Source organism: Streptomyces sp. NPDC003016 (genome assembly GCF_053591455.1).
Window position 1 is genome coordinate 13,730 of sequence record NZ_JBSFTV010000017.1, and the last position, 20,046, is coordinate 33,775.

Below are 20,046 nucleotides of genomic sequence, written 5' to 3' on the forward strand. Positions count from 1 at the left end.
GGAGGCGCCGGTCACCAGCGGATCTCCGAGAGCAGGGCGTGGTGCAACGCGGACGTGCAGGCGGCGATGCAGGAACGCTGGTTCTCCGGCCCGATCTCCAGGAGCAGGGTGTCGTGCAGTGATTTCCCGTAGGCGTCGGTGATGGTGACCCCGGCCCGCTCGGCGAGGTAGACGCCGGCCGCGATGTCGTAGGGGAAGAGGTGGAGGATGCTGCCGTGTCCGACCCGGCGGAAGTCGGCCTCGGTCTCCGGGCGGTCGCGCAGCAACCGGTTGCCGATGTCGACGTAGGCGTCCATCTGCCCGGTGATGATCCGGGAGATCGAGAAGGAGGCGCTGTTGAAGACGTACACGCCACCGCGGTTGGCGGAGGAGTCGATCAGGTGCCCGTACGCGTCGGTCATCAGCCGGGCCGGGTGCCCGTTGAACTCCAGCGACCAGAACATCCGCTCGGGATCCTCGGTGGAGCCGAGCCTGGGCAGCGGCGGGCCCTCGTAGCCACCGCTCTCGATGCCGTCACCGTAGGCGTCGGCGTACAACCAGTGCCCGGTCTTGATCTCCTTCAGGACGGCGTACTCGATGTCACCGATGGTGGGCGCGGCCGTGAAGCGTGCCGCGGCGATCGAGACGCACGCCATCTCCAGGTCGGCGGCGGCTCCCCGGGTGCCGTCGACGGGGTCGACCACCAGGACGTAGCGCGGATCGTCGCCGATGACCCGCAGCCCTTCGCTCTCGGTGTAGACGGCGACGCTCTGCCCGCTTTCGCACACGTAGTCCCAGGCGGCGCGCTCGGCGAGGACGTCGACGGGGAACTCCGCGTCGCCGCCCAGTGTGGTGCCGTCCACGTAGCGGCCGACCACGGTGCCCCGGGCCGCGCCGCGGGCGTCGTGGACGACCTGCCAGATGCGCTCGGCGAGGCCCTGGACCAGCGCCCTCATGAAGCCACGTCCAGGAAGAGGCGTTCCAGCAGGTCGCACATCTCGTCAGCCTCCGCGAGCGTCATGACCAGGGCCGGGCGGATCTTGAGCACGTTGCCGAAGCCGTACAGCGAGGTGCGCAGCAACAGGCCGTGGTGCAGGCCGAGTTCGGCGATGTGGTTGGTGAGGCGGGGGTCCGGCCGCCCCTCGGCGTCGACGATTTCCATGCCGATCATCAGGCCGACGCCGCGGATGTCGCCCATGAAGGGGACCTTGGCCGCGATCGCGTGCAGCCGTTCCGTGACGTGCGCGCCGACCGTACGGACGTTCTCCAGGAACCCCGGCCTGCTGATGATCTCGATCGTCTTCACCGCGGCGGCGGCCGAGAGGACGTTGCCGCCGAAGGTGGCGTTGATGTGGTGTCCGGCCAGGCCGGTGAGCCGCTCCTCGGTGAGGATGCCGGCGATCGGCATGCCCGAGCCTCCCAGCCCCTTGCCGAAGGTCAGCAGGTGAGGGCTGACGCCGAAGGTGTCGGAGGCGAACATGTGGCCGGTGCGGCCGAAGCCGGTCTGGATCTCGTCGAAGATCAGCAGGATGCCGCGTTCGTCGCACAGGGCGCGCAGCGCCTGGAGGTAGCCGTCGGGGGGCACGATGTTGCCGCCGTTGCCCGAGACGGGCTCCAGCACGACGGCCGCCACCCGTCCGGAACTGGCGTAGTCGATGAAGTCGTTGATGCGCTCCACGCACAGCAGTCCGCAGGTGGCGCGCTCCTGCCGGTAGAAGCAGCGCAGGCAGTACGGGTCCGGGACGTGCACCACCCCGGGAAGCTGGACGGGGAAGGGGGCGCGGCGGAAGGCGGCTCCGGACGCGTTGATCATGCCCATGGTCTGGCCGAGATGGCCGCGGAAGAGCGTGATGATGTCCGGATTGCCGGTGTGGTGCTGGGCGATCTTGATGGCGCTCTCGTTGGCGTCCGAGCCGCTGGCCGACTTCAGGTGGACGCGGGTGAGTCCGGCCGGGGCGATGTCGGCCAGTCGGCCCACCAGGGCGTTCACCGGACCGGACTGGAACTTCGAGGTGACGTGGATGAGGTCGGCCGCCTGGGAACGGATCGTCTCCACGATCTCGGGGTGCGAGTAACCCAGAGTCAGGTTGAACGTCCCCGAGGAGCAGTCCAGGTAGCGCCGGCCGTCCGTGTCGTAGAGGTAGATCCCCTCGCCGCGGACGACGCGCAACCTGTCGGGAGCGTAGTAGTAGTGGTTCAGCGCGTCGTCGCCCCCCGTGCTCTCGGGAGCCGATGGGCCTTCTGCCGGTAACAGGGTCATCGTTCGTCTCCTTCGGTGTGCGGCCGTCTCCCCGGGCGTCGGCCGCCGACAGACGACGGTGGTGCCGGGCGGCCGTGTCTCTGCGCGGTGGTGCGGGTGGTGCGGTGACACGCGTGTCATGCGCCGGTACGTGTTCCGGCACGCGTGACCGGACGGGCCCGGCTGTCCGTCGTGCCTGGGCGGAAACCGCTCTCCGTCCCCCTCGGCCGTCCGCCCCCGTCCGGTCGGCGCCCCGGGGTCGTTCGGGCGGGCGACGACAACGCTGCCCACTTCGTACGGTGAACACACCATTACCCACGGGATTGAGCCAAAGTGAACAACGGCTGGTCATTACGTCACGATCGCGCGCTATGTCCCGAAGTTCGGGTCTTTCCGGCCCCGGCGGCTTCGTGCAACTCTCGTCGGGCTCACGGAGGGCGACCCGGGGAGGAGACGCGTACGGCGGCTCGGGCCGCGTCTCATGACGCGCCGGCGCGTCCACGTGTCAGGCAGGGGGCACAGCGTTCCGGACCGGCTTCCCGGAGGCAGGCCGAGCCGGCACCCGCGCCTGGGCGCCAGGAGCATGCCGGATGCGCCGCATCATGGTGGAAGGGGGGCATGTCATGGCCGGCGAGTCACCGCGTACAGCGGTCGTGGGGCACGTGGAGTGGACCACCATCGCCCGGATCAGCCGTGTGCCACGGCGGGGCGAGGTCGTCCACGCCGACCCGGTGTGGGAGGGCCCGGCCGGTGGCGGGGCGGTCGCCGCGGTACAGCTCGCGGCGCTGACCGGGGAGTGCACCTTCTTCACCGCGCTCGGTGACGACGACGCCGGGGTGCGTACCCGAGAGCTGCTCGGCTCTCTGGGTGTCCGGGTGCTCGCCTCTTCACGTGACGCGCCGACACGCGGCGCTGTCAGCCTGGTGGACGACACCGGGGAGCGCACCACCACGACCCTCGGGCCCAGGCTGCATCCCACCACCCAGGACCCGCTGCCGTGGCACACCCTGGAGCGGTACGACGCGGTCTTCTTCGTGTCCGGCGACGCCGGGGCGCTCCGGACGGCACGCGTCGCCCCCGTACTGGTGGCGACCACCAGGGAACTCGTCACCGTCGCGGCGTCCGGGGTGCACGTCGACGCCCTGGTCGGCAGCGGCGAGGACGAGGCCGAACGCTACGACCCCGCGCTGCTGTCCCGGCCGCCCGGACTGCTGGTCGTCACCGAGGGCGAGCGGGGCGGCCGGTACTCGCGCCAGGGCGACCCCGCCGGGAGCTACCCGGCGCTGTCACCGCCCGGACCGCTGGTCGACAGCTACGGCGTGGGCGACAGCTTTGCCGCAGCCCTCGCGTTCGCCCTGGCCGACGGGAACCCACCGCGTGAGGCGCTGGCCCTGGCGGCCAGGTGCGGGGCCGCCTGCGTCTGCGGCCGCGGCCCCTATCCGCTGCCGACACCGACGGGTGAAGGACCGTACGCCGCCCGGGCGGTGACCGATCCGCCGATGAGCGCCGACCAAAGGACGAGCAGTTGATCCCTGAAGAGCCGAACGCCGTGACGAGTACGCCCGGGAACGGGACGGCGGCCGCCGGCCGTTCCCGCCGGCTCGTGCTGTGGGACATCGACCACACACTGATCGTCAGCGGCCCCGCCGGTCCGTCGGCCTACCCGAGGGCCTTCGCCCAGCTGACCGGCGCACCCCCCATGACCACCGTGGAGACACACGGCCGCACCGAACTGGAGATCATGCGGGACCTGCTCGGCCGGCACGGCGACACGGAGGCGACCGACGAGGAGATCACGGCGGCCGTCGTGCAGGCGCTGCGCTCCCTGGCCACGGAACTGCGCGAGCACGGCCGGGTGTTGCCGGGCGCGGTCGACGCGCTCACCGCCCTGCGGGGACGGCCGCACGTGGTCCAGTCCCTGCTGACCGGCAACCTCCGGCCCAACGCCGACCTCAAGCTGAGGACGTTCCACCTGCACCCGTATGTGGACTTCGAGGCGGGCGGCTACGGTTCGGACGACACCGTCCGCTCCCGTCTGGTCCGCGTCGCGCAGGAACGGGCACGGGCCCGCTACGGCGGTGCCTTCGACCGGAACAACACCGTCCTGATCGGTGACACCGTCCGGGACGTGCGGGCCGGCCGGGAGGGTGGGGCAGGTGTGATCGGTGTTGCCACCGGTGACACCACCGCCCAGGAGTTGTGGGGGGCCGGCGCGGATGCCGTCCTCGCCGACCTCCGCGACACGGCGGCCGTCGTCGCCGCGGTGGAAGCCGTCACTTCGGGGGGAGAGCCGGTCGCGGCGGGCGAGCCGGCCGCGTACGCAGGGCCGCCCGAGCCCATGACACCAGTGACGCCTGTGACACCAGGGACCCCTATGGCACCAGGGGGCCCCATGACACCAGTGACGCCCGTGAGCACGGGCTGAGCGCAAGGGAAGCCGATGGCTGAGGAACACCATGGCCAGGGTGGTGCAAGGCCGCAGGAAGGAGCGCGGCACTCGCCACCGTCCCCGCTCCCCTTCGTGTCCGTCATCGTTCCCGCGCGCGACGCGCAAGCCACGCTGGGCCGTCAGCTCGACGCGCTCGCCCGACAGCGTTACGCCGGACCGTGGGAGGTCCTCGTCGTCGACAACGGCTCACGGGACGGTACGGCGGCCGTCGTCGCGACTCACCAGCGGCACATGCGCCAACTCCTGCTGGCCGACGCCTCGGACCTGCCCGGTGCCAACCACGCGCGCAACGTCGGCTGCCGCCGCAGCCAGGGGCAGTTGTTGCTCTTCTGCGACGCGGACGACGTCGTCACCCCCGGATGGATCGAGGCGATGGCGCGCGCCCTGCACCACGCGCCGGCGGTGGGCGGCGCACTGGAACGCCTGAGTCTCAACGGGCGGACGGCCCTCGCCGCGCGCCCACCCAAACCAGGGGCCGAGCTGTCCCGGACCTTCGACTTCCTGCCCTACCCCATGGGCGCCAACTGCGGTGTCCGCAGAGAGGTCTGGGAACGGCTCGGAGGCTTCGACGAGAGCTACACCAGGAGCTGCGACGACGTCGAGTTCTTCTGGCGCGTCCAGCTGGCCGGCGAGGAGCTGGCCTTCGTACCGGAGGCCGTCGTCCACTACCGACTACGCTCCTCCCTGCGGGAAATCGTGCGGCAGTCGTACCGCTACGGCAGATCCCACCCCGAGCTGTACCGGGCGTTCCGGGCCGCCGGAATGCCCGCTTCCAAGGCCGGTTCCCCCTGGTGGTGGCTGCTCGCCCACCTCGTCGACCCGCTGCTCACGGCCGACCGGCGCGCCGCCTGGCTGGCACGTGCCGCCCTGCGCTGCGGGCGGCTGGTCGGAAGTGTGCGCTGCCGGGTCCTCTACTTGTGAACGCCCGCTCGGCCCGGCCTTCTTCCTCCTCCTCCGATGCCACCCTGCTTCCTTCCACCCCGTGAGGGCTCCCTGCCCGTCGACCCGCGGAGTTCACCATGCCACTCGGTTCCGACCGGCGTTACGACACGCGTCACCGTGCCCGGACGCTCCAGGACCGGGGCCCGGTACTGGCGATCGACATCGGCGGTACGAAGATCGCGCTCGCCCTGGTCGACGCGACCGCCACGCCGTACCTGCGCACCCGGATACCCACCCCCCGGGGCGACGATCCCGAAAGCGCCTGGGCCACGCTCGCCCGTGCGGCAACGGCGCTGCTTCGAGCGGCCGGCGACAGGGGGAACGCGGCGGGGGGCGTGGCCGGTGGTGCGGCTGGGGCGGGAGCCGGTGTGCAGGGCATCGGCATCGGTTCCGCGGGCCCGCTCGACCCCGTGGCCGGCACGATCAGCCCCGTCATGATCCCCGCGTGGCGGGACTTCCCGATCCGCTCCCGGGCCGGTGAACTGGTCCGGGGGAGCCGTCTCCCGGTCAGCCTGGTCGGTGACGGCGTCTGCACCGCCGTCGGAGAGCACTGGGCCGGCGCCGGGCAGGGGGTCGATGACATGCTCGGCTGTGTGGTGTCCACGGGCGTCGGCGGCGGACTGATCCTCGGAGGCCGGCCCAGAGTGGGACCCACTGGCAACGCCGGGCACATCGGCCACATCGTCACCGTCCTCGACGGGCCGCTCTGTCCCTGTGGCGGCCGTGGTTGTCTCGAACTGTTCGCCAGCGGAACCGCGTTGGCCACCGCAGCGCGTGAGTCCGGCTGGCAGGGCCCGGTGGCCGACCCCGCGACCGGGCCCACCGCCGGGGACCTGGCGGTGGCGGCGCGGGCCGGCGACCCCTTCGCGCAGGCGGCGTTCACCCGCGCCGGCCGCGCACTCGGCGCCGCTTTCACATCCGTGTGCGCCACCTGCGACCTGGACCGCATCGTGGTCGGCGGAGGCGTCGCCCGGGCCGGACGGGTTCTCTTCGACGCCCTGGACGCCGGCATGCGGGAGTTCGGGGGTCTCGGCTTCCTGCGCCGTGTGACCGTCCGGCCCGCAGCGCTCGGCCAGGACGCCGGCCTGGTCGGCGCGGCCGCCCCCCTGCTGGTACCCGATCGCTATGGCGCGGCGGACCCGGCTCTCTCGCTCCCCCCTCCGTGAACCCTTTTCCACCTGACGGTGCCGGTCGCGCGTCTGACGTCGTGCCACCCCGAAGGGGGCGGCGGCCCTGTTCGAGGGGTGTCTGCGGGAGGAGGCGAGGGGGCCGGTGGCGGGCGGGGCCGAACCCCGGTGGCGATGTCCGGTACGGCGCCGTCCTTGGCGAGGCCGGTGAGTGCGACGGCGACCGTACGGCCGCCGGCCCGGCCGAAGCCCCCTTCCACGCCTTCTCGCCGCCGAGCTCCACCGTGCCTGAGCCTCCCGACGGGCAGGAGTGGCGGACCGTGACGCCGGTCGGCGCGGGGGCCTTCGACGGCGGGGCGGGCGGGCTCGGCGGCCGGGCGGGCGGGACACGGCGAGGCGTGAGGCGGCAGACGTCCGAGAGCTTCGGCTCGTCGGCGACCAGGGCCGGAAGGCCGGGGCGTCGGTCGGACGCGTGATCTCCTCGGACGCGGGTCACCGGGCACACGAGCCACGGCACGCATGCCCGGTGACCCGGCCGGAAACCCGTCCGGCCGGGCGTTCCGGACGTCGGAGGCCGCTTCGCACCTGATTGACACCCTTCACGGGGCCGAGGATGCTGTGAGCACGCTGAGAGCGGGTGTGATGCCCGACGGTGGGGGGCCGGTATGAGCGTGGGGGATCAGAACGCCGGATCGGAGTCAGGACCGGAGTCAGGGTCAGGACCGGGGCCGGGGCCGGAGGCGGGATCCGGACCGGCGCTGCCGCCTCCCCCTTCCGTGCCGCCGCTGCCACCACCACCGGACCGGCCGCCGGACGTCGGCCCGCACCCTGCTGCCGGTCCCGTGCTGCCCGTGGCGGCCGCGCTCCTCAACCTCAGTGGGCTCGGTCTCGGTTACGTACTGCTGCGCTGCCGGCTGTGGGCCGCTCTGTGCTGGGCCGTTACGGCCGCGCTCGTGCTGATCGCGCTGCCCGCCGATCCCGACGGCGTACCGGGCGGCCTGGTCGTCGCGTTCGCCGCGTTCCTGTTCCTCACCGCGCTCGACGGCGCGCGCCGCGCACGGCACCGGGCCACCGGACCGCCGGTGCGGCCGGCGGTGGCCCTCGGCCTCGCTCTGGTGCTCCTCGCGGTGCCCGCGGGGGGTGTGGTGGCGTACGACGCGCAACAGGACGAGGCCGTCGAGCAGATGCTCCTCGACCGGCTGGCCGAGGCCGACCAGACGGTCGACGACGCCTCGCGCAAGCCCTTCGCCGGCGCGACCGGGGAGACTGGTGAGACCGGGGAGAAGGACTACCGGGCCGCCCTGGCCGGCTACCGCGAACTCGTCGAAGAGCATCCGCGGTCACGGGCCGCCGAGCTCGTCCCGGACCGGCTGGACGCGTACTACAAGGCTGTTGCCGAGCCGTACCGCGCGGGCGAGCACTGCACCGCCGTCGAACCGCTGAAGTACCTGCGGACCCTCCCCGGCACGGTGGACAAGGACCTGCTGGGCGACCTGGCGGACTGGCCCGACGGTCCGCTGGCCACGTCGTTCTACGCGTGCGGGATGTCGAAGCTCGGGGACGAGGAGGCGGGCCCGGACGGTGGCGAGCTGGGCGAACTGCTGCGTACGTTCCCCGAGTCGGAGCAGGCCGCGAAGGCCGGACCGGCCGTCCGCGCCAGGATCGAGGAGCGCGCCCGGGCGATGGACGAGGACGGCCCGTGCGAGGTCACCCGGGAACTGCGCCGGATCGCCGCGACCGTGGCCGGCCTGCCCGGTGAGACGGCGGACGCCCTGCGCCGGGCCGACGACAGGCCGGTGGAGAACGGCGTCTACGCCTGCGGCGTGGACCAGTTCGAGAAGAAGGACTTCGCCGGGGCGCGGAAGACGCTGAACGGCTTCGCCGACGACTACCGCAAGAGCGGGAACAGCAAGAGGGCCCGGAACATCGCCATCGCCGCGGAGATCGCCGACGAGCGCGCGGCGGCCGGTGACCGGCTGCCCCCCGAGGGCAGCCCGGGCGGCCCCAGGATGGAGTACGTCATCAGCAACGACGCTCCCGACGCGGTCGAGATCCTCTACACGGGACCCGTCACCGGCGTGGTGCGGCTCAAGAAGTGCGACGACTGCGCCGCTTATCCCAGCGTGTCGGCCGGCAGGAGCACCGCCTGCAAGGGCGGCAGCGGGAAGTACCCCAGGGCAAGGCTCCAACTGCCCGCCGACACCTACCACTTCCTCTACAAGCGGGCCGACGGCGGGGACGGCACGTACAGCGGAAACCACACCTCCGGGCCCAGGATCCAGCCCGGCTACACCTACACGGACTGCACGTATGTCTTCCGGGGGCCCGGCGGCCTGCCTCGACTGCCGGAACTGCCCAAACTGCCGGAGCTGCCCAAACTGCCTGACCTGCCCGAGCTGCGGCCCCGGACATGAGGCCCGTCCGTCACCTCTCGGTGGCTCTCTCGCCTCGTACGAGCACCTGCTCGGCCCAGATCGTCTTGCCGGTGGACGTGTAGCGCGTTCCCCACTGCTGGGTCATCTGCGCGACGAGGAAGAGGCCCCGGCCCCCTTCGTCGTCGCTGCCGGCATGGCGCAGGTGGGGTGAGGTGTGGCCGGTGTCGGAGACCTCGCAGATCAGGGTCCGGTCACGGATGAGCCGCAGCTGGATCGGGCCGGCGGCGGCGTGGCGGATGGCGTTGGTGACGAGTTCGCTCACCACCAGTTCGGTGGTGAAGACCAGTTCGTCCAGTCCCCATTCCCCCACCTGCCGGGCAGCCATGGTGCGGGCGAGGCCGACCGCCTCCGGATCTGCGGGCAGGTCCCACACGGCCACCTGGTGCCCGCCCAGCTTGTGCGTACGTACGAGAAGCAGCGCGGCGTCGTCGTCCACGGGGCCGGGCAGCAGCTTCGCGACCGCCCGGTCGCACAGCTCGTCCAGGGGGCGGCGGTGCTCGGTGAGGACGCTGCTGAGTCCGTCGAGCTGGTCGTCGAGGTCCCGGTCGCGGTCCCGGACGAGGCCGTCGGTGAACAGGGCGAGGAGGGTGCCTTCCGGGAGTTCCAGCTCCGCGGTCTCGAAGGGCAGGCCCCCCAGGCCGAGCGGCGGGCCCGCCGGGAGTTCGGGGAAGGTGACGGAGCCGGTCGCGGGGTCGACCAGCGCGGGGGGCGGGTGGCCGGCCCGCGCCATTCTGCACAGGCCGGACACCGGGTCGTACACGGCGTACAGGCACGTCACGCCCAGGGCTTCGTCGTAGGGCGCCTCCTGGCCTTCGGAGGGGAGGGCCGCTCCCTCGTTGGCCGCCTGCGTGATCAGGTCGTCCAGGCGGGCGAGGAGTTCGTCGGGCGCGAAGTCCAGCCGGGCGAGCGCGCGTACGCTCGTGCGCAGCCGGCCCATGGTGGCGGACGCGCGCAGACCGTGACCGACCACATCACCCACGACCAGGCCCACCCGCGTGCCCGACAGGGCGATGACGTCGAACCAGTCGCCGCCGACACCGGCCTTGTTGTCCGCCGGCAGGTAGCGGTACGCCAGCTCGACGGCGGTCAGCCGGGGGAGGCCCCGGGGGAGCAGGCTGTGCTGGAGCATGAGGGCCGCGGTGTGTTCACGGGTGTAGCGGCGGGCGTTGTCGATGCATACGGCCGTCCGTGCGACCAGTTCGTCCGCCACCGCCAGCTCACCGGCGTCGAACGGGTCGCGGCGGCGGTCCCACGTGAACGTGACCACGCCCAGCGTGGCGCCTTCGGCGCGCAGGGGCACCGCCAGCCGCGCGCGCGGCTGTCCGGCCGTGCCCTCCGCTTCCGTACGGTCCGGGTCCGGGCGTTCCTGCACCGAGCGGCCCGAGGCCAGGCTGCGTGCCTGGGGCGAATCCGGTGGGTAGTCGATCCGCCGCCGCCCCGCGGGCCGGTCTTCCGCCGGGGCCGCCATCCCGCTTCCCGCCCCGTCCCCCGTCCCTCCCCACACCCGGACCACATGGCCGGCGGACGCGGTCCCGGGGGCGGGCTGCTCGCCTTCCAGTACGGCCTCCAGGAGGTCGACGGTGACCTGGTCGGCGAAGTGCGGGACGGTGACCGTGCAGAGCTCCTGGGCGGTGCGGGCCATGTCCAGGGTCGTGCCCACGTGTCCGCCGGCCCGCACCAGGAGGTCCAGCCGCTGCTGTGCGAGGTAGCGGTCGGTGACGTCGAACGTCTCCTCGCACACTCCCAGCGAGACCCCCGCGTCGTCGCGCAGCGAGTAGTAGGAACACGACCAGATGTGGTCCCGCTCCGGGTCCGAGGGCGGGCGGCCGCTGTACTGGAGCTCGATGACGGGCTCACCGGTGGTCAGCACCTGCCGCATCGTCTCCTCCAGAGTCGGCGGATACCGCTCGGACAGCACCTTGCCGTCGGCCACCATCTCGTCCGGGCCCAGACCGGTGTACTGCGTGGTTCCCATTTCCCGGAAGAGGGCGGCGTTCGTCCACACCACCCGCAGGTCCGTGTCGTAGATGGCCAGACCCACGGGGGACTGCGTGGCGAGTCCCCGGAGCATCGCCTGCAGGACCTCCCACTGCTCCGTCTCCTCGGCGTCGGCCACCGCCAGGAGCCGGGCGGGGCCCGTGCCCGCCGGGGACAGCGCGAGCATGGCCGTGACCACGCGGACGACACGGCCGTCGCGGTGACGCATGTGGAGGACCCGGCGGTGGAAGTGCGCGGCCGCCCGGGCTCCGTCCGTCCCGTCCGTCCCGTCGTCCACCACGAAGGCGGCGACCGGGCGCCCGAGCACCTCGTGCGGTGGATATCCCAGCAGCTTCTGCGCCGCGAGGCTCCAGCCGACGACCGTGCCGTCGGTGTCCAGCACGGCCGTGGCCGCTCTGGAGACGTCGAGGGGGCCGCGGAAGTCGGCGTCCCCGGCTGCGTTTACCGCGCTCATGGCACCTGCCTTGTCGGTTCCGCCCGGCGGGCGGCGAGCAGAAGCGCAATGTCGTCGGGCCGGTCGACGGTCTGTCTGGCCTCGCGGATCAGACGGTCCGCCGTCTCGGTGAGGGGAGACGAGCCGATCTCGGCCAGTGTGCCGCGCAGCCGCTCGATGCCCAGGTCGATGTCGATGCCCGGCTGCTCCACCAGCCCGTCGGTGAACAGGGCCAGGACGGCGCCCGGCGCGAGCCGCAGTTCGGTGACGGGGTACGTCGCCTCGTCGTCGACGCCCAGCACGATGCCGCCGTCCAGGTCCAGGACTTCCGTCGAGCCGTCGGGGTGGCGCAGCAGCGGCTGCGGGTGCCCGGCCCGCACGGCCTGCGCGGAGCCGGTCGCCGGGTCCAGGACGATGTAGCAGCAGGTGGCGAACTGGCCGGGATCGATGTCGATGAGCAGCCGGTTGGTGTCGCCCATGACCTCCTGCGGGTCCTGCCCGGCGAGCGCGAAGGCGCGTACGGCGCTGCGCAGCTGGCCCATGGTGGCGGCCGCGGCGACGCCGTGGCCCTGTACGTCGCCCACCACCAGGGCCAGCCCCCGTCCGGTGTCGACGACGTCGTACCAGTCGCCTCCCACGTCCATGCCCTGGGTGCCGGGCAGGTACCGCGCGACGGTGTCGACGTTCTCGACCACGGGCAGCCGGTGCGGCAGCAGCGCGTTCTGCAGACCGCGGGCGAGGGCCGCTTCGGTGTCGTAACGCTGGGCCCTCTGGAGCGCCTGCGCGATGAGTCCGGCCAGGGCGGTGAGGACCGTGCGCTCCTCGGGGCTGAAGCCGCGCGGCTGGTCGAAGCCGAGGATGCAGGAGCCGACGGGCCGCCCGGAGGCGATGAGCGGCAGGAAGGCCCTGGCGCCGACATCGGCGTCGAGGGGGATGCCGGGGTAGGCGGCGGCCAGGTGCTCCATGGACTCGAAGAAGATGGGGCGGCCCGAGGACAGCGTGTCCACGCCGGGCAGCCGGGCGTCGAGGCCGACCCCGTCGAAGCGGTCGAGGAAGCCCTTCGGGAAGCCGGTCTCCCAGGCCAGATAGAGATGGCCTTCCGTCAGCAGGTAGATCGCCAGCTGACGGCCGCCGAAGGCGGGCAGCAGTTCGTCCGTGACCACGGCGGACACCTGGCGTGCCGTGACGGCCTCCGTCAGCGCGATGGCCAGGGCGACCGGGCGGTACAGCGCCGACGCGCGGTCGGCCGGAGAGCCGAGTCCGGCGCCCGGCCTGGCGACCGACCCCGGCGTGTACGCGGGCTGCTGTGCCGGGGCCAGCGTGGCGGTCAGGCCGTCGTGGCCCGGGTAGAGGGAGACCGACAGCCACTCGTCCGGTCCGGTCGTGCGCCGGGCCAGGAAGTGGACGGCGTCGTCGGACATCAGCGCGGCCCGGAAGTACTCTTCGTGCGCGGGGTGCCCGACCCACGGCAGGACCTCCCACAGGACGTTGCCGACCAGCTCGGACCGGGTGTGGCCGAGCAGGATCTCCGCGCTGCGGTTCAGATAGGTGATCCGCCCGAGCCGGTCGAACGAGAGGACGGCGTCCGGGAGCCGGTCGGTGGTCTCCGCCGCGACCGGCCCGGCGCCGAAGTCCAGCAGGAAGCCGGTCAGGTGGCCCGCCGTGCCGTCTCCGGGCGGGTGGGCGCGGGCGGAGAGTTCGAGCAGGTGTGCCCGCCCGTCCGGCCCGCGCAGCCGCATCCTGCGCGCTGCCGGACCGCCCGAGGCCGCCGTCTGCCGGGCCACCGCCCACAGCCCGTACGCGTCCTCCGGCGCCAGCCCCGCGACCAGCGCGTCGATGGTGCCGGGGAAGTCCGCGGGGGTGGTGCCGAGGAGGGCGCACAGCTCCGCGTCGGCGGTCACGGCGCCGTCGGCGAGATCCCAGTCGAAGTACCCGATCCGCACGGGCGGCGTGGTGACCGAGGGCAGCTGGACGCAGACCGGCTCACCGTCCCACTCGACGGGCTCCCCGTTCGCGCGCAGCCCGTCGAGTGCGGCGGCGAGCCGGTCCGCGGCGTGTTCCACCCGGTGGCGGTCGGTGGGGTCGACCGGGACCCCGGGCGTGGCCGCGCGCAGTACCACCAGCACCCCGAACTTCTCGCGGCTGGTGGCGACGGGCACGTACATCGAGCCGAACGGGAACGGCAGGCCCGCCATGAGCTGCGGGAACAGCCGCATGGCCTCCTCGGCGTCGGCGAGGTGGACGGCCCGGCCCGAGCGGTGGGCCTCCGCCACCGGGAACGGGCGGTTCACGTGCATGTTCCACCAGGGGCGGAACAGCGGGCCGGGCAGCCCGGAGAGCACGGCCAGCCGCAGCAGCCCCGGCGTCCGGGAACGCAAGTAGACGCCGCCGGCGTATCCGCCGGCAGACTCGATCGCGTTTGCTGCGGCTTGGGCGAGCACCAGGGCCAGTTCGTCCGGAACTCGGCCGTTGCTGTTCGGTCTCCCGGTCGTCGCCCCGCTTCCACCCGGCGGGGCGTGCCCGGCCGCGCCGTACCAGGTCACACAGTCAGGATGCTCCCCGGCCGCGGTGGCGCGCATCTTCGCGGACCGCGCGCCGCGCGTGGCGCGGTCAGCCCGCGGCCGGTTTTTCCGTGCTGGCCGCGGTCGGCCGGTGGCCCGGCCGGGCGGTCAGGGCGGCCGCCAGCTGGGCGCGCGAGCGGACGTCCAGTTTCTGGTAAATGCGGGTCAGACGGGCCTCGACCGTCTTCACACTCAGGTACAGCTTCGCCGCCGCCTCCTGGTTGCTGGCCCCCTGGCCGACCATCAGCGCGAGCCGCAGCTCCGCGTCCGTGAGGGACGACAGGGCGGTGTTTCCGCCGGCCGGTGCCGGTTCGGCCGTACGGGAAGACGTCTCCCTGGTCAGCCCGAGCCACGGCAGGGCCCCGGCCCGTTCGAAGACCGCGGCCGCGGCCTGCAGCGCGCCCTGGGCGGCCGACCGTCTGCGGCGGCGGCGCTCCACGCGGGCGAGCGCGATCAGCGCCCGGCCGTGCTCCAGAGGCAGACCCGCCGCGGCGAACCGCCCGGCGGTGTGCGACAGCAGCTCCGCGGCCTCGTCCGGTTTCCCGCTCGCCGCCAGGTACAGGGCGTACACCCGGTCGCAGCCGAGCAGCACCGTCGTACGGCCGAGACGCTCCGCGACCGGGCGCACGCCGGCGAGCAGGGCCGCGGCCTCCTCGGGGGCGTCGTTCGCCAGCAGCGCCTCGGCCAGTTCCTCGTGCCAGCGCAGCATGGAGGGGTCGACGGTCGACTGGGCGCGTTCGCCGGCCCTGACCCGGCGCAGGGTTTCCAGGGCCGTCGCCACGTCCCCGTCGATCAGCTGGACCCGGCCCAGTGCGTACAGGCTGCGGGAGAGGAAGACGTGGTCGCCCTCCTCCTCGGAGGCCCGGACACTGCGCCGGGCGTAGCTCGTGGCCCGCGCGAAGCTGCCGCCGGCGGTCTCCGCGAGGGCCAGCGCGTACCAGGCCGGGCCGGGGGAGAGGCCGGCCTCCAGGGTGAGGGCGAGCGAGCGGCCGGCGTGCGCGAGCGCCGCCGCGCACTGCCCCTGCCGCGCCTCGGTCTCCGCGAGCGTGCGCAGCAGCTCGATGGCGTCCTCCACCGGGCCGCGGCGCTCGACCAGCGGCAGCAGGGCGCCGAGCTGGTCACGGGCGTCGGCGAGCCGGTCGTCGAACATCGCGTGCCGGATCGTCAGTATCTGTGCGGCGTTGCGGACACCGAGCGGACGCTCGAAGACTTCCAGGGCCCGCGCCTCGGCCAGTACCCGTTCCGCGTCCGGCGAGCCGAGGACACGGTCCATGCGCGCCTGTACGGTCAGTGCTTTCGCGGCGGTCCTGCGGTCGCCCACCGAGCCGGCGAGCGCGGCGGATTCGACGGCGGCGGCCCGCGAACGTACGGGATCGCCGTCGGCCAGGACGTACTTCACCGCCAGCCGGAGCTGGACGGCCGCCCGCAGCGCCGTGTCGCCCTCGGAGTCCTCCATGGCGTGGACGTAGATCTCGTCGAGGTCGCTCAGCCCCTGGCCCGCCGTGTCCAGCACCGCGAGCCGCGCGCGGACGCGGTCGGCCGGTGCGGCGTCCCGGGCCAGCAGATCGGTGGCCGCGCGCATGGCCAGGTCGGCGCGGGCGGCGCGGGCCGCCTCCTCGGCGGCGTCCACCAGCCGGGCGATCCGCTGCGAGGCGTGCCGCACGGGTGTGGACTCGGCGGCGAGCAGGGCCAGCTCGGCGGCCAGGGCGCTGTTCCCCCGGCGCCGCGCGACGTCGGCGGACGCCGCGACCTCCGCGGCCAGCTTCGCGTCGGGGACGTCCGTGGCCAGCGCCCGGTGGCGTACCGCCTCGACGGGATCGTCCACGACCCGCGCGAGCGCCGTGTGACCGGCGCTGCGCTCGGTCCAGCAGGCGTCGTGCACGAGTGTCGAGGGCAGCACGCCGGCCGTGAAGCCGACCGTCCCGTCCTCGTCGAGGGAGACCAGATGCGCCCGCTCGGCGGCGGCGAGGTCGGCCTCGGCGGTGGGCCGGCCCGCCCGGCGGATCAGCGACGCCGTCGGGCGCAGCGCCAGCGCGGCCAGCAGGAGCGTGGAGCGTACGGCGGGCGGGGCGGCGCCCAGGAGCTGGCGGGCGAGATCGCGGGCGCGCCCGGACAGGGACAGCGCCTCGGCGTGGTGCACGGGGGTCCGCGCGTCGGCGAGGGACCGGCCGACGGCGAGCGCGAGACGCGGGTTGCCGCCGCTGGCCCGGTGGATGCGGCCGGCCATCCGGGACGGCAGCCGGTGGTGGATGAGGAGTTCGGCGATCTGGTCGGCCTGCAACGGCGGTACGGCCAGGACGTCGGCCTCGGACGGCACCCACAGGGGCTCCGGGCCGGACCCGTCCGGCCCCTGCGGGCCGCCGCGGAGTGGGTCCGGGGCGTACGCCGTGGGGGCCTCCACGCTGATCACCCGCAGCGCGGGCGGGGCCAGGTGGAGGGCGAAACGCAGGAGGTCGGCGCTGGTGTCGTCGATGCGCTGGACGCCGTCGACGACCAGCAGGACGGGGCCGCGCGCGGCGGTGAGGGTCCGCAGGACCTGGGCGAGGGCGAGCCGCAGGGCGATGGGGTCCCAGCCGTCGGCCGGGATGGGCGCCTCGCGGCACAGCATGGCGACGGCGGTCCGCTGCGGGCCGGGCAGCCCGTCGAGGACGTCGTACGTCCCGGGCCCGCCGGGCCGGCCGGCTCCGTCCACATCGTGGGGCCTGTCGGTCCCGCCCGGACCGCTGTGGGCGGTCCCGGGACCGGGCCAGGACGCGCACGCCGACACGGACGCCACGAGGGCGGCGGCGGCCGCGCCCGGTATGTTCCGGTCGGCGGGGAGCGTGGCGAGCCAGAGCACGGTCTCGCCCCGGGACTCGGCGCGCGCGGCGACGGCCAGGGCGAGCTCCGTCTTGCCCACCCCGGCAGGGCCGGTGAGCAGGGCGCGCCCGCGGGCGTGCAGGACCCGTTCGAGCCGCGCGAGGAGCTCGGTCCGCCCGACCGGCGCGGGCCGGTACACCGCCGACGTCGTCACGTACCCACCACCGCCTTCCGGTGCGCGCGGGCCCTCTGCCCGTGCGAGCAGAGAATACGGAGTCGGCCGCCACCGTCCAGGACCGGTGTCCGGCATGCGGACGGACCTGGCGAGGGGCGTGCCCGCGACCCACTGCGGACACGCCCCTGAACAGCATTGATGCTGTACGCCCACTGTCTCAGAAGGTGAGACTCCAGCTGTCGATGTAGCCGGTGTCACCCGACGCCACGTCGCGGACCTGGAGCTTCCAGGTCCCGTTGGCGACCTCGCTCGACGCGTCGACCGTGTACGTCGCGAGGACGTTGTCGGCGCCGTCGGAGGACGACGAGGTCTTCAGGGTGCGCACGGTGCCGTCCGGAGCGACGAGGTCGACGACCAGGTCGCCGCGCCAGGTGTGCTTGATGTCCACGTCGACCTTGAGGGCGGCGGGGGCGTTGCCGGTGCGGCCGGTCACGGCGATCGGGGAGGTGACCGTCGCGTTGTCGTTGATGGTGACGTTCGCCGCGTTGGTGAAGACCGTCCCGCCGGGCGCGGTGCCGGTGACGGAGTTCACGGTCTTCGCCGCGTCGGCGATGCCGGCGCCGCAGCCGCCGGTGCAGGTGCCGGGCAGCGGACGGGCGTTGCTCTTGATCGCGGACTCGATGTCGGCCGGGGTGAGCGTGCTCTTGGCGGACTTCAGCAGCGCGGCGAGCCCGGCGATGTGCGGGGCGGCCATCGAGGTGCCCTGGTAGGGCTTGTAGTTCTCGGTGGACTGGGTGGTGGTGCCCGAGTTCAGCGTGGAGAGGATGCCGTTCTCGGGGGTGGTGACGGTGCCGGGCGTGTCGGTGGCGCGGCGGGTCTCGCCGCCGGGCGCCGAGACGTCGATGCTGGTGCCGTAGTTCGAGTAGTACGAGCGGTTGCCCTCACGGCTGGTCGACGCCACGTTGATGACACCGGAGCAGTTGGCGGGGGTGAAACCGGAGGCGTTGGCGTTGCTGTTGCCGGCCGCGACGACCACGGTGGTGCCGCGCGACACGGCGCCGTTGATGGCGGTCTGGTAGACGCTGGGGCAGGTGGAACTGGCGCCGCCCAGGCTCAGGTTGACGACCTTGGCCGGGGTCGGGTTGGCCGGGGTGCCCGGGACCGTACCGCCGGACGCCCAGGTGATGGCGTCGGCGATGTCGGAGGAGGACCCGCCGCACTTGCCGAGCACGCGCACGGGCTGGATCTTCGCGCCGTACGCGATGCCCGCGACGCCCTTGGTGTTGTTGGTCGTGGCGCCGATGGTGCCGGCCACGTGCGTGCCGTGCCAGGAGGAGCTGCTCGCCCTGGAACCGGTGCCGCACTCGCCGTCGGTGGCGTTCCAGTCGCCCTCGTCCCTGGCGTCGCCGTCGCGGCCGTTGCCGTCGCGGGCGTCCGTGGACGAGGAGATGAAGTCGTAGCCGGAGACGACGTTGGCGGCCAGGTCCGAGTGGGCGGCGTAACCGGTGTCGATGACGGCGACGGTGACGCCGCTGCCGGTGGTCTTGTCCCAGGCGCCGGGTACGTTCATGCCGCCGGTGGCCTCGAACAGGTCCCACTGCTTGGCGTAGTCGGTGTCGTTCGGGGCGGCCGCCATCGCGTAGGCGCGGATGTCGGGCTCCACGGACGCGACGGAGGGGTCGGCGCGGAAGACGTCCATGACCTCGGTGAGGTCCTTCTTGGAGGTCTCGCCCCCCAGGTCGACCAGGGCGGCTCCGCCGGCGAGGCGGCGTTCGAACGACAGGCTCTCGCCGGTCTCCTTGCCCTTCGCGGCCGCGTCGCTCTTGGCCGCGGCGTTGGAACCGGCCTCGGCGGCCTTGGACTTGTACGTGACGACGACCTTCTCGACCGGCGCGGTCGGCAGCGTGGTCATGGGCTGCGAAGCCGGAGCCGGGGCGGGCTTCGGTGAGGGGCCCGCCGGGGCGGCGGCGAGCGCCACGGAGGAGGTGGCAACGACACCGGCGATCGTGGCACTCGCGGCCACGACGGATATGAGTCTCCGCCTGGAACCGTTCAAGGTCTTCCCTCTTTCAACTGACGACGTACGTGCGGAGCGCGGGCGGGCGGCGCGAGAACCGTGGTGCGGCGTGGGGGCCGCGGTCCGCAGTTCCTGGGCCGGGTCAGCCCGTGCGCCGCCGCCGGCGCTACGGCCCCTGGGTCAAGGCCGTCACCGGCGGCAACTCACCCTTTACATGCACCTGACACCCAGGAGTCGGAAGTCAGGGGGCGGGATTCGCCGGTGCGGCAGACAGTAGGGAACGGCGAGATGAACCCGATACGGGGAAAACCCTTGTCACCCCCGTGAGGGGGCCGGGGGTCCTGACCGGGCGGCACGCCGCTGGTGCGCCGAGCGTCGGAGGAGGTCGGCCGCCAGGGCGACGGCGGGGGCCGGGGCCTGCCCGGGCGAACCCCGCCACAGCGTGGGACCGGAGACGAAGAGCATGATCCCGCCGGCGATCGTGGAAGCGCAGATGCAGATGCAGACGCAGGTGACCGGCGAGCGGCCGGCGGTCTCGTGTCCCAGGTGCAGGGCGACGATTCCGGCGATGAGGCCGAGCGCGAGAAACGGGCTGTGGAAGCCGACGTTGAACCGCCACAGCCGGATCTCGGGCGCGTCAGCGGTACTTCCCGTGAGGAGGACCCGGATCCGCGGGCCCCCGTAGAGGAAGCTCTCCGTCGGCCGCACGGCGATGTGGACCGCCGCGGCGAACGGAGCGAAGACCTGGCTGACGACATTCATGCCGGTCATGCTCCACCGCGGGCCTCCGGCCCGGGAGCCGGCACTCTCCCCGTTCACCCGCCGTCCGGGGTCCGGGCCGGCACCCGGGACCGCCTGCGGGGTGCGTGACGGGCGCCCGGGTCCGCCTGTG

The 20,046-nt window shown here is 73.4% G+C and carries 12 protein-coding genes; 5 read left to right on the forward strand and 7 right to left on the reverse strand.

Going from position 1 to position 20,046, the window contains the following annotated elements:
* Positions 1-11: 11 nt before the first annotated feature.
* Positions 12-935: an inositol monophosphatase family protein gene (locus tag ACWDZ4_RS16545; protein WP_451509103.1), complete on the reverse strand. Its 924-nt coding sequence runs from the start codon at positions 933-935 to the stop codon at positions 12-14.
* The gene (locus ACWDZ4_RS16550; RefSeq protein WP_451509104.1) at positions 932-2,239 is read right to left on the reverse strand and encodes an aspartate aminotransferase family protein; all 1,308 of its coding nucleotides are present in this window, start codon (positions 2,237-2,239) and stop codon (positions 932-934) included. The genes ACWDZ4_RS16545 and ACWDZ4_RS16550 overlap by 4 nt, the downstream gene beginning before the upstream one ends.
* A gap of 569 nt (positions 2,240-2,808) precedes the next feature.
* Between ACWDZ4_RS16550 and ACWDZ4_RS16555 the strand changes: the two genes are divergently transcribed.
* The 5 genes from ACWDZ4_RS16555 (at position 2,809) to ACWDZ4_RS16575 (ending at position 9,150) form a co-directional block, all read left to right on the forward strand.
* The gene (locus tag ACWDZ4_RS16555; RefSeq protein ID WP_451509105.1) at positions 2,809-3,747 is read left to right on the forward strand and encodes a PfkB family carbohydrate kinase; all 939 of its coding nucleotides are present in this window, start codon (positions 2,809-2,811) and stop codon (positions 3,745-3,747) included.
* A 20-nt stretch (positions 3,748-3,767) separates the two neighbouring features.
* Positions 3,768-4,643, forward strand: a complete 876-nt coding sequence (locus ACWDZ4_RS16560) for an HAD family hydrolase (RefSeq protein ID WP_451509106.1) — start codon at positions 3,768-3,770, stop codon at positions 4,641-4,643.
* Between the two features lie 96 nt (positions 4,644-4,739).
* Positions 4,740-5,588: a glycosyltransferase gene (locus ACWDZ4_RS16565; protein ID WP_451509107.1), complete on the forward strand. Its 849-nt coding sequence runs from the start codon at positions 4,740-4,742 to the stop codon at positions 5,586-5,588.
* Between the two features lie 98 nt (positions 5,589-5,686).
* On the forward strand, positions 5,687-6,775 hold the full coding sequence (locus ACWDZ4_RS16570; RefSeq protein ID WP_451509108.1) for an ROK family protein: 1,089 nt from the start codon (positions 5,687-5,689) through the stop codon (positions 6,773-6,775).
* 812 nt (positions 6,776-7,587) lie between these two features.
* Positions 7,588-9,150 carry a hypothetical protein gene (locus tag ACWDZ4_RS16575; RefSeq protein ID WP_451509109.1) on the forward strand — a complete coding sequence of 521 codons (1,563 nt, stop codon included), beginning with the start codon at positions 7,588-7,590 and terminating at the stop codon, positions 9,148-9,150.
* Between the two features lie 10 nt (positions 9,151-9,160).
* Here ACWDZ4_RS16575 and ACWDZ4_RS16580 read toward each other — a convergent pair whose 3' ends face one another.
* The 5 genes from ACWDZ4_RS16580 to ACWDZ4_RS16600 all read right to left on the reverse strand — a co-directional run bounded on the left by ACWDZ4_RS16580 (position 9,161) and on the right by ACWDZ4_RS16600 (position 19,916).
* Complete coding sequence (locus tag ACWDZ4_RS16580; protein WP_451509110.1) at positions 9,161-11,623, reverse strand: SpoIIE family protein phosphatase; 2,463 nt, start codon at positions 11,621-11,623, stop codon at positions 9,161-9,163.
* Entirely contained in the window at positions 11,620-14,181 is a 2,562-nt protein-coding gene (locus ACWDZ4_RS16585; RefSeq protein WP_451509111.1) for a SpoIIE family protein phosphatase, read from the reverse strand. Before ACWDZ4_RS16585 ends, ACWDZ4_RS16580 begins: the two co-directional genes overlap by 4 nt.
* Before the next feature lie 31 nt (positions 14,182-14,212).
* On the reverse strand, positions 14,213-17,176 hold the full coding sequence (locus ACWDZ4_RS16590; RefSeq protein WP_451509112.1) for an AAA family ATPase: 2,964 nt from the start codon (positions 17,174-17,176) through the stop codon (positions 14,213-14,215).
* 178 nt (positions 17,177-17,354) lie between these two features.
* The gene (locus tag ACWDZ4_RS16595) at positions 17,355-19,160 is read right to left on the reverse strand and encodes a S8 family peptidase (RefSeq protein WP_451509113.1); all 1,806 of its coding nucleotides are present in this window, start codon (positions 19,158-19,160) and stop codon (positions 17,355-17,357) included.
* Between the two features lie 309 nt (positions 19,161-19,469).
* Positions 19,470-19,916, reverse strand: coding sequence for a DUF1304 family protein (locus ACWDZ4_RS16600; protein WP_451509114.1), 447 nt, complete (start codon positions 19,914-19,916; stop codon positions 19,470-19,472).
* Between the last annotated feature and the right edge of the window lie 130 nt (positions 19,917-20,046).

Bases quoted from the DNA above. Each gene is read 5' to 3' on its own strand.
- ACWDZ4_RS16545 (WP_451509103.1), bottom strand. From the start codon at position 935: ATGAGGGCGCTGGTCCAGGGCCTCGCCGAGCGCATCTGGCAGGTCGTC.
- ACWDZ4_RS16580 (WP_451509110.1), bottom strand. From the start codon at position 11,623: ATGAGCGCGGTAAACGCAGCCGGGGACGCCGACTTCCGCGGCCCCCTC.
- ACWDZ4_RS16585 (WP_451509111.1), bottom strand. From the start codon at position 14,181: ATGCGCGCCACCGCGGCCGGGGAGCATCCTGACTGTGTGACCTGGTAC.
- ACWDZ4_RS16550 (WP_451509104.1), bottom strand. From the start codon at position 2,239: ATGACCCTGTTACCGGCAGAAGGCCCATCGGCTCCCGAGAGCACGGGG.
- ACWDZ4_RS16570 (WP_451509108.1), top strand. From the start codon at position 5,687: ATGCCACTCGGTTCCGACCGGCGTTACGACACGCGTCACCGTGCCCGG.
- ACWDZ4_RS16555 (WP_451509105.1), top strand. From the start codon at position 2,809: ATGCGCCGCATCATGGTGGAAGGGGGGCATGTCATGGCCGGCGAGTCA.
- ACWDZ4_RS16600 (WP_451509114.1), bottom strand. From the start codon at position 19,916: ATGAATGTCGTCAGCCAGGTCTTCGCTCCGTTCGCCGCGGCGGTCCAC.